The sequence below is a fragment of the Shewanella sp. SM20 genome (assembly GCF_025654545.1).
Taxonomy (GTDB): domain Bacteria; phylum Pseudomonadota; class Gammaproteobacteria; order Enterobacterales; family Shewanellaceae; genus Shewanella; species Shewanella oncorhynchi.
In genome coordinates this window covers 1-9,786 of sequence record NZ_JAKKRK010000086.1, presented here as the reverse complement: position 1 = coordinate 9,786, position 9,786 = coordinate 1, and the positions used below count along the sequence as shown (strand labels likewise).

Genomic DNA, 9,786 nt, shown 5'->3' with positions numbered 1-9,786 from the left:
TCGGTCCACCCCAATCAACTGAGTTTTCGGGATGCGGCGAGTTATATCATCTTCAAGTTGACACAACTGCCATCACAAACACCGGGGAATGTCCCGAGAGACGTATTGGATATAGAACGAAATGCACGGCAATTTAAGCTGGATGGTAAACGGGAAAGGGCATATCCACGAGTTCTTAAAATGAGCAAAAACAAGTTTCCGGTTAGACCAAAGAAAAATGCCGTTCACTCTTAAGTGAACGGCATTAGGGGCATGCCTGGTTTTATTTTCTCAGTGTTTACGAGAAGTAAATCGCCTTCACTTACTTTGCCATAACTGTAGTGGTCCCATAAGGACCACTTGAATCACCCCAAAGACCTAAAAGCTTTGCCATATCTTTTTGAGTTTTACCAACCAATTTGTTGATTAACCAAACAGCTTGCCACGCTCACGCTTCGCCGAGTACCATTTTGCTGGTAAGGTATGCGCACTTACCCCATCCTCGCAAGCCGGTGCCACGATATCCTGCATCGGCCCAAGTTTTGTTAAGGGAATACACAGTCACCATGGCAATCAAAAAAACCGAACTCTATTCATCCCTGTGGGCCAGCTGCGACGAGCTGCGTGGCGGTATGGATGCCTCCCAATACAAAGATTACGTACTGACCATGCTATTTATGAAGTACGTGTCCGACAAAGCCCAAAATGACCCAACCGCCATGATTGACGTGCCCGTCGGGGCCGATTTCAAAAACATGGTCGCACTCAAGGGCAAGCCCGATATCGGCGAAGGCATTAACAAAATCATTGCCAAACTGGCCGAAGAAAATGATTTAAAAAGTGTTATCGACATTGCCGACTTTAACGACGAAGACAAGCTTGGCAAAGGCAAGGAAATGGTCGATCGCTTAACCAAGCTGGTGGGTATTTTTGAAGGTTTAGATTTATCCGGCAACCGCGCCGATGGCGATGATTTATTAGGCGATGCCTACGAATACCTGATGCGCCACTTCGCGACTGAATCAGGTAAATCCAAGGGCCAGTTTTATACCCCGTCGGAAGTCTCAAAAATTCTCGCCAAAGTGATAGGCATTCCAGCCGATGCAATGCCCAGCACCTCAGTGTACGACCCAACCTGTGGTTCAGGCTCTTTGCTGCTTAAAGCCAATGACGAAGCGCCCCGCGGCTTGTCGATTTTTGGTCAGGAAATGGATAACGCCACCAGCGCCTTGGCCCGCATGAACATGATTTTGCATGACAACGTCACCGCCAAAATCGCCAAAGGCAACACGCTGGCTGCACCTGAATGGAAAGACACCAACGGCGAGCTGAAAACCTTCGACTTTGCCGTTGCTAACCCGCCGTTTTCTAATAAAAACTGGACCAGCGGCATTAACGCCGAGCACGATGAATTTAAACGCTTTGCCTGGGGCGTGCCGCCAGAAAAAAACGGCGACTACGCCTTTTTGCTGCACATCATCAAAAGCTTAAAAAGCACTGGCAAAGGCGCAGTCATTCTGCCGCACGGTGTGTTGTTCCGCGGTAATGCCGAAGCGCGCATCCGCGAAAACCTGCTAAAACAAGGCTATATCAAAGGCATTATTGGTCTGCCGGCCAACCTGTTTTACGGCACCGGCATTCCCGCCTGTATTATCGTCATTGATAAAGCATCGGCCGCAAGCCGGATGCTCAAAGATCCGCTCGACCTTAGTAAAACCGCAGGAGGCATCTTTATGGTCGATGCCAGCAAAGGCTTTGCCAAAGACGGCAATAAAAACCGCCTGCGCGCGCAAGACATTCATAAAATCGTTGATGTCTTTACCAAACAGCTGGAACTTAAAGGCTACAGTCGTTTAGTCTCGCTCAAAGAAATTGCCGGCAACGACTACAACCTAAATATCCCGCGTTACATCGACAGCAGCGAAGGCGAAGACTTACACGATTTATCCGCCCATTTAGCCGGTGGTATCCCAGAGCGTGACGTCGCCGCCTTAGGCGATTTCTGGCAAGTATTACCCAGCCTGCGCGATAGCTTATTTACCCCGGCACGCCCAGGTTATTTGCACGCCAAAGTCGCTGCGCGCGATGTGAAGCCAACTATCCTGCAACACACCGAGTTCCAGCAATTTGCCCAACGCGCCAACGCGCCATTTCAGGCATGGTTTGCGCAAATGCAGTTAGACAGTATCGACGGCAGCGAAACACCCAAAGCACTGATCCACCGCATTAGCGAGGCCTTGCTGGAAGCCTATGACCAAGTGCCGCTGTTAAGCAAATACGACGTTTACCAACTGCTGATGGATTATTGGCAAGACATCATGCAAGACGATGTCTATGTGCTGGTGCAAGACGGCTGGGACGCGGGCAAAGTCCTGCGTGAACTTATGGTTGCCAAAGGCGAGAAACTGAAAGAAGTGCCAGATTTAGTCATCGGCAAAGCCAAATACAAAGCCGAACTCATTCCACCCGCCTTATTGGTGAAACGCTTTTTTGCCGCGCAGCAAGCTGATCTCGAACGCTTGCAAGGCGAGCTCGATAACATCAGCCAGGAGCTGGAAAGTTATATTGAAGAGCACAGCACCGAGGACGGCCTGCTGGCCGATGCACTCAACGACAAAGATAAAGTCACTGCAGCATCGGTGAAAGCACGACTAAAATTCGCATCTGACCCAGATGAGCGCAAAGCGCTGCAGCAAGTCCAGCGTCTGTTTGATAGCGAAGGCAGCAGCAAAAAGGCTGTCAAAGAGCAGCAAGACAAGCTCGATCTCTTGGTGTTTAAACGCTACGCCACGCTTACCATCCGCGACGTGAAAACCCTATTGGTGCAAGACAAATGGCAAGCCACCTTACAAGCCAGCATTCAGGCTGAAATTGAACGTATGGGCCAACAACTGGCCAGCCGCGTGAAAGATTTGGAAGAGCGTTATGCCGAGCCATTACCGCAGATCAGCAAGTCAGTGGATGTATTAAGTGCCAAAGTGGCTGAGCATTTGAAGGCTATGGGTTTGGAGTGGTTGGTATGAGTATCAACGTATCTAAAAACCAACATGAAGTAAGTGGTTTGGAGTTTCAGATAAACTCTCTACCTCGACTAGACGAATGGAAGAATTATTCTTTGTCTGAGATTACGGACCCTAATCGGCCAATCTCATACGGTATTGTTCAAACAGGTCCAAACATCATAAATGGAATACCCTGCCTCAGAGTCGTTGATATTGTTGGGGGAGTAATCAAGACTGACAATTTAATCAGAACTTCAGCTTCAATAAGCGAATCGTACAGAAGAACTGTGTTGAAAAGCGGTGACTTGGTTATACCATTGCGAGGCAAAGTAGGCGAGATTGGGTATATAGACAACGATCTTGCCGGCGCCAATTTAACACGTGGAGTTGCACTTATATCGGTAAGACCAGATTTTTCATCGAAATATGTTAAGCACTTTTTGTCGAGTAAAGCATGTGCCGACAGATTTTTAGCCTCGATGAATGGTTCTGCCTTACAAGAAATAACAATTAGTACTCTTCGGCAGTTTAAGGTTTCTTTACCTTCACTGCCCGAACAAACCGCCATAGCCAATGCCTTATCGGATGTGGATGCGTTGATTCAGGAACTGGAAAAACTGATTGCGAAAAAGCAGGCGATTAAAACGGCGACCATGCAACAACTGCTCACCGGCCGCACCCGCCTGCCCGCCTTTGCTTATGAAAAGAGCGCCCACCACCCCGACGGCCGCAAAAAAGGCTACAAACCCAGCGAACTCGGCGAAATCCCAGAGGATTGGGAAGTGAAAACAATTTTTGAATTAGGGCGAGTGTCTACTGGGGGAACCCCCTCGACCAGTTCAGCAGAGTACTGGAATGGTGATGTTCCATGGATAACTCCAACAGATATATCTCATTCGAAGAATATCTATTCAAGTGAGAGAAAAATATCTCAAAAAGGTCTTCAATCCATCAGACCTCTTCCTGCCAATACTGTGTTGGTAACTTGCATAGCGAGTATCGGCAAGAACGCTATCTTGCGTAGGGATGGAGCTTGCAATCAGCAGATAAACGCTGTGATTCCATATGATCATATAGATGTCGACTTCCTATTTTATGCTATTGAATTATCAAGCGACAGACTAAAGGCGTCGGCCGGTATTACTGCGACACTAATTGTTTCTAAAGCACTTTTTGAAGAATTTCAGCTAGTAATTCCGGCGAATCTAGAAGAGCAAGAAGCTATATCTGTAATCCTAAATGAGATGGATGAAGATATTCAGTCCTTAGAAAAGCGCCTCAACAAAACCCGCCAAATCAAACGAGGTATGATGCAAGAGCTGTTAACCGGCAAAACTCGTTTAGTAAAACCAGCAGGCGCAGCCTAATGACTGCGCCGCAAGCTTGGTATATTGGCTGGGATGTCGGCGCCTGGAACTGCGAGAAAAACGCCAACAGCCGCGATGCGCTGGTGGTGTTAAATCCGCAAGGCGAGCTGGTCGGTAAACCTTGGCGTGGCAACTTGCGCGATTCGATTGCCGCAGCAGCCAGTTATACCGACTGGCTGTTCACGGTGGCCAAGCTGTGCCAGTTTGAAGACGCAACCAAAGCAGCATTTACTGTGCAGAACGTGGTGATGGCCATCGATACGCCATTGGGCTTCTCCAATGGTTTGTTGCAGTTATTACAAGGCGAAGCTGTTACCACGCCTTTTACTGCATCATGCGATAACCCGTATTTATACCGCCATACCGAGCGCGAGTTATTCGCCCACGGCTTTAGCCCGCTGTCGGCAGTTAAAGACATGATCGGCAGCCAAGCCACCAAAGGCCTGCATTTACTGCGCAAATTCGGCTTTACGCCAAACCCAAACGGTATCTGGCAACTGAGCTAAAACAAAATTGCCAACACAACGCATTGGAAAGCTACCCGACAGTGCTTAAGATCTCAGATTTGGTGCAGCAATATATCGATAATCTTGCTGAGCAAACCGATTTTAATCACTGGCACACCGACTGCCGCGATGACGCCTACTGCGCCGTTGAGGCCTTATTCCAACACCAGCGACCACAGCTGATGGCCACCCCAACCGAAGACGTCACCACCGAAGGCTGGATCTACGTGCCGAAAGAGTGTTTAACAAGTATTCGCAAGCGCTAAGTGCTAGATTTTAATTATCTAAATCTCTATATTGGGGAATTCAACGCTTGGCATTTGCCCTTTTAAAAGCATTCATCGTTGCCCCGATGACCACAAGGACCGTGTTGTATGTCAGAAACGCCTGCTATTGATTCAAATCTGTGTCTAAAAAGTGTGTATGAGCTTCTGAACGAAGACTTTTTTATCCCAGCTTATCAGCGTGGGTATCGTTGGGGTGAAACCCAAGTCAAAGCGCTATTAAGTGACATATTGGAATTTGCGAAAGCACCGCAAAAGGAACCATCAGCATTTTATTGCTTGCAGCCTATTGTCGTTGTTCGCGGAAAAGACAACTGGCATGTGGTTGACGGTCAGCAACGCTTGACTACGCTCTATCTCATTTTGCGTTATTTAGAACAAGTTCATCTCAAAGATACCCTTGAAAATTGCTACAGCAAATCATTGTTTTCATTGGCGTATGAAACACGCCCTAATTGCGCTGATTTTTTAAAGCAGATCCATGAAGACGGTTTCGAAGATAACATTGACTACTTCCACATGCACCAAGCCTATCAAACCATTCGTCATTGGTTCAGAGATGAGGGTCGCAATAGACACGATGAAGCTCATGTGCTTAGAGTTTTACTAGAGACTTCTGAAAATCTGCATGCAGTCAAAGTCATTTGGTATGACTTAACTGGAGAAAGTGCTGGCCAAGGCTACGCCATTGATGTATTCGCTCGCATTAATATCGGCAAAATCCCATTGACCAATGCAGAACTGATTAAGGCGCTATTTTTGAAACAATCGCACTTTAAATCTGAAGAAGCCAAGTTAAAGCAGCTGCAGATTGCCTCGGAGTGGGACGCAATTGAAAAACGCCTTCAGGAGCCGCCTTTCTGGTATTTCATCAACGATTCCAGTAAACCTTATCCGACGCGCATCGAATATATTTTCGATTTAATGAAAGGCAATAAACAGGGCAACGATGCTTTTTATACCTTTACTCAGTTCCAGGACGACCTCTATGAGAATGGAAAGTCCATTGATGAGTTATGGAAAGAAGTTAAAGATTACTTTTTGAGCTTTGAGGATTGGTACCAAGACCGCGAGCTGTACCATTTGATAGGCTTCTTGGTTCAAAGCAATCTAAGTGTTGCACGCCTAAAAGAATTCTCGGCTGAACAGAGGATGACTAAAACCGAATTAAAAGGCTTCTTAAGAGCTTTAATTACAAAAGATCTGCCGGAGGATATCGAAAACTTAAATTATGAGGATCACCGCATGGAGATCCGGCAACTCTTGCTGCTGTTCAATATTCAAACGCTTCTATCAACCAAAAATGCGGATGTTCGCTTCCCATTTGACCGATTCAAGCATGAGCAGTGGGATATTGAGCATATACGCTCCAGAGGTGAGCATGCCCCAAAAGGAAAAGAGCGGACCAAGTGGCTTGATGAGTTAGCGCATTTTTTACGAAACGACCCAAGTGCCCTCACATTCTTCCTTCCCCAAGGAGAACTTTCCAAGAGCGCGCAACACCAACAGGCTGCAATTGAGGCTGCAATTGAGGCTGCAGATAAGCAAATCAGTCAACTGTTGAGTGAGGTCGAGAGTTTCCAAAACGACGATTTTCTCGGACACAGCTTTGATGATTTTTTTGAATCAGTAAACGAAAAACTCCACCAGCAACCGGTAGATTGGATTGATGATCTTGGCAATTTGGCATTGCTTGATTCCAGCACCAATCGCAGTTACAAAAACGCACTTTTCCCAATCAAGCGCGCTCGGATTATTGACAGCGACAGTCGTGGGGTATTTGTGCCTATTTGCACCAAGAATGCATTTTTAAAATATTACAGTAAAGCCTATACGGAACAGGCTCACTGGAATGAGGCTGATGCAAACGACTATGTGAATGCACTAAAGCAAATGTTGGCCGATTACTTACCAGAGCAAGGAGCAAGCAATGACTGAACCATTGGACCTCGAGCATGATGGGCAGCGCTTGAGTTTTTTCCAGCTGTTTCGCGACTCTGATTTGAAGATTGAAATTCCCATCATTCAGCGAGATTACGCTCAGGGCCGTCAAAAAGAGGCCGTTGTTCGGGACACCTTCTTACAAGCCCTGTTTGGCTACCTGGAGTCTAACCGGCCTTTTAATGACCTTGATTTTGTCTATGGCAGCATCACGGAATCATCAAAATTTATTCCTCTCGATGGGCAGCAACGACTTACCACCTTGTTTTTATTGCACTGGTATTTGGCGGTAAGTGCGGGTGAGCGGGAGTCCTTCAATGTTATCCTGAGTCATAATCAGCAAGCTCGGTTCACCTATGAAACCAGAAGCAGCTCGCGTGAATTTTGTGATGCGCTGGTTACATCTTCTTTTGATTACAGTCAGATAGCTGATTGCGGATCCGCAGATGCCGTTTCTGCAATTATCAAAGACCAACATTGGTTTTTTACGTCTTGGTGCCTGGATCCAACTATCCAGTCGATGTTAACAATGCTGGATGCTATCCACCTGAAATTCAGTGGGCATCCTGAGTTTTACCTGAGGTTGACACACGACGAATCGCCGGTAATCACCTTCAGATTTCTCAACCTGGAAAAGTTTTTACTGACTGATGATCTTTACATAAAAATGAATGCACGGGGCAAACCCTTAACTACCTTTGAAAACTTCAAAGCCAAGTTAGAGAAAAAAATTCAATCGTTTCAAGGTGATTGGCCGACACACTACAGCTTGCCCCGTAAGCCTTTGCCCGTTTCAGGGTATGACTACTTTATTTACAAAATTGATAACGAATGGGCCGATGTATTTTGGCCATTTCGCAATACCGATTCGGATGACAATACGTTCGATGACGAGCTGATGAATTTCATTGGGTTATTTATTGCGCAGCATCAACTGCTGCAAAGTGGGACTAGTGTCTACGAGGCCCAACAAACTTTCTTTGACGGCGCTGAAGTAAAGGTGTTGAGTTTACAAGAGTATGAAAATGCCAACGCCCTATCACAGGGGCAGCTTATCAAGTTGATAGAGCATCTTGATTTGCTCAGCGCTGATCGAACGCAGGAAGGTATCACCCAATACTTGGTAAATGCTGATTATTATCGGGAAATTGAGACCTTTAAAAAAGTTCTCGCCAATTCGACAAGCTACCCCGAAAAACTTCGTTTTTTCGCATTCTACAGTGCCATCGCCAATGGCAAACGTGACCAAGAATTGGTTGAATGGATGCGAGTTGTGTTCAATCTGACTGAGCACAAGATATTCAATACTTTCTCGGACTATCATGCCTCACTCGTCAGTTTGAATGAGTTGGCGAGCCATAGAGCTCCAATTCTCGATTTACTGCGCAATGATATTGATATTAAGGCGTTTCCTGAATATCAGGTATTTGAAGAAAAGTTAAAAGCACATCTGCTGCTGAAATCGAATGAATGGCGGACCAGGATTTTACAGATTGAGCATCACCCGTACCTAAAGGGGCAGATTGGATTTGTGCTTAAATTCTCCGGCGTTGTGGACTACTTCATAGCCAATCAGGATGTGGAATGGTCCGACAACGAAGAAGTTTTGTCGCAATTTACACATTATGCCAAAGCGGCAGAGTCCATCTTTGATCTGCTGATAGATGGTTCTGAAAACATGAACTATGCATGGGAGCGAGCCGTTCTCTGTAAAGGCACTTATTTCATCAATACGGGCGGTAATAAATACAATGTGCTGAGTTCTTTACGTGGTAAAAACGCCCGAAGGGATTTTTCTTGGTCAAGATTGCTACGCTTGTCTCTTGCATCAGACGATGAATGGAACCAAAAGCAAACCTATGTTCAACAAGTGTTTGATGACCCGCTATTTAGCACAGGAAATGTGCTCGAAAGCTTGGAGGCCATCTGCTCCGCGAGCGTATCGACGCAGGACTTTAATCAGCAGAATTGGCAGCATTTGCTGATTACCACGCCATCGCTCTTTCATATCACGGAACAAGGCTTTGTGATGTTGGAAGAGGATACAGTGATCCTGATGCACCAGTCGCAAAGAAACCACTATCAAAGTGAAATTAAAACTGCATTCCTTTATAGAGAGTTGGCGGAAGAGTCGTTTGATTTTACACCTTTTAGTTTACTTCCCTATGATTCCCAGCGAGGAATGGATAGCCGTCCAGGATTGAAGTTTGCGAGCTTCCAGAAAGGAGAGGTTTATTATCTATATGTGAGTTATTCTAATTCATCGTTTAGATTGACTATTTCCAAGAATTCTGGAGATGAAGAAGCTATCTCTGATGAAATTAAAATTGCCCTTTATGAGTTTGGCTTCTTAGAAGATGAGTTTTTCGGTGATTTGTTAAATCAACTTGAGTTTGAGTGTTCTGATATGTCTTCTGCGAAGGCGATGGTTTATCAAGTCTGTAATTGTTTCAAAGGACCCCCCTGTGTCAGGATTGTTGTCACCCCTAAATAATCATTATGTTTAAAGACAGGGTGCGGCAAAAGAGAACGATATGGCTCGGTATTCACCAGAACGTAAAGAGGCGATCCTTAAAAAATTATTACCTCCTCACAACTTAACGGTCGCAGAGGTCGCTCGGGAAGAAGGCATCGCGGTGCAAACCTTGTATCATTGGCGAGATATTGCCAGAAAAGAAGGTCGCCCCGTGCCAGGTAAAACATTAAC

General features: G+C 45.9%; 7 protein-coding genes and 1 pseudogene. All 8 read left to right on the top strand.

The features are described from left to right. Positions 1 to 234: pseudogene (locus L5M18_RS22135) on the top strand (IS4 family transposase); the annotation flags it as partial. 311 nt (positions 235 to 545) lie between these two features. After that, entirely contained in the window at positions 546 to 3,002 is a 2,457-nt protein-coding gene (locus L5M18_RS22130; protein ID WP_263198629.1) for a type I restriction-modification system subunit M, read from the top strand. Next, complete coding sequence (locus L5M18_RS22125) at positions 2,999 to 4,348, top strand: restriction endonuclease subunit S (RefSeq protein ID WP_263198628.1); 1,350 nt, start codon at positions 2,999 to 3,001, stop codon at positions 4,346 to 4,348. The genes L5M18_RS22130 and L5M18_RS22125 overlap by 4 nt, the downstream gene beginning before the upstream one ends. After that, positions 4,348 to 4,854, top strand: a complete 507-nt coding sequence (locus L5M18_RS22120; protein WP_263198627.1) for a hypothetical protein — start codon at positions 4,348 to 4,350, stop codon at positions 4,852 to 4,854. Before L5M18_RS22125 ends, L5M18_RS22120 begins: the two co-directional genes overlap by 1 nt. Positions 4,855 to 4,895: 41 nt before the next feature. After that, the gene (locus L5M18_RS22115) at positions 4,896 to 5,120 is read left to right on the top strand and encodes a hypothetical protein (RefSeq protein ID WP_263198626.1); all 225 of its coding nucleotides are present in this window, start codon (positions 4,896 to 4,898) and stop codon (positions 5,118 to 5,120) included. Between the two features lie 108 nt (positions 5,121 to 5,228). After that, entirely contained in the window at positions 5,229 to 7,076 is a 1,848-nt protein-coding gene (locus tag L5M18_RS22110) for a DUF262 domain-containing HNH endonuclease family protein (protein WP_263198625.1), read from the top strand. Then, positions 7,069 to 9,573, top strand: a complete 2,505-nt coding sequence (locus L5M18_RS22105; protein ID WP_263198624.1) for a DUF262 domain-containing protein — start codon at positions 7,069 to 7,071, stop codon at positions 9,571 to 9,573. The genes L5M18_RS22110 and L5M18_RS22105 overlap by 8 nt, the downstream gene beginning before the upstream one ends. A gap of 40 nt (positions 9,574 to 9,613) precedes the next feature. Beyond that, a partial coding sequence (locus L5M18_RS22100; RefSeq protein ID WP_263179001.1) for a transposase occupies positions 9,614 to 9,786 on the top strand: 173 nt, incomplete at its 3' end.